The sequence below is a fragment of the Klebsiella sp. 1SOBk10mer genome (assembly GCF_046602535.1).
Taxonomy (GTDB): Bacteria; Pseudomonadota; Gammaproteobacteria; order Enterobacterales; family Enterobacteriaceae; genus Klebsiella; species Klebsiella quasipneumoniae.
In genome coordinates this window covers 1-852 of record NZ_JBKIUP010000058.1, presented here as the reverse complement: position 1 = coordinate 852, position 852 = coordinate 1, and the positions used below count along the sequence as shown (strand labels likewise).

The window sequence follows — 852 nt, the reverse complement described above, 5'->3', positions numbered from 1 at the left end:
CTCAGAAAACGGAATCTATGGTCACTCCCGTTTTTGCAACACCGATTTTGACGACAAGTTGGCTTGCTTGAATCTATCCGGCGTCTGAATGGGATTTTATTCCCGCGCCTTGATGAGTTCCGCGCCTGATGAACCTCCAGAAAATATACGGCTTCAATGAGCCTTTCCGTTTTACAGGTTCCTCAACAGGCCGGTGGGCCGTTAGTATCATCAATATCAGTATTCGCAAAACCAGATCAGTAATTCTTTAAACCGGTGTATTTCTGCCGTTATGCTACATAAGTTTGCTGTCGTGCCGTTAGGGCCCAGGCTATTCTGGCCAGCTTGTTTGCCAGAGCACAAGTGACGACAAAGTTGCTTTTCCGGCACAGTAAATCCCTGACCCAATCGGCCAATTTGCCAGACTGGTGTTCCAGTTTTTGTATGAATACCCTGGCACATTGAACCAACAAAGTTCGGATCTTTTTATTACCTCGCTTACTAATTCCCAGCAATGTCGTCCTACCTCCCGTGCTGTACTGCCGAGGTACAAGCCCTGTTGCCGCCGCAAAGTCACGGCTGCTGGCGTACTGCTTCCCGTCGCCAATCTCAGTTGAAATAGTACTCGCTGTCAGTGTTCCGACGCAGGGAATGCTCAGCAAGCGCTGTCCAACCTCATCTTCGTCCAACTTTCGTTTCAACTGGGATTCCAAATCTTTAATCTGCTCAACAAGATAGTGATAATGCTGTTGTAATTTCAGCAATAACTGGCTGAGGTAAAGAGGCAAACTATTATCCTCAAGAATGGTACTCAGTCGGCTAATAACGGCAGCTCCTCGGGGAACGCTAATGCCAAATTCCAGCAGAAAAGCA

At 47.5% G+C, this 852-nt stretch carries 1 pseudogene; it reads right to left on the bottom strand.

The features are described from left to right. Positions 1-269 precede the first annotated feature (269 nt). Positions 270-852, bottom strand: a pseudogene (locus ACLH1I_RS26585) (IS110-like element IS4321 family transposase); the annotation flags it as partial.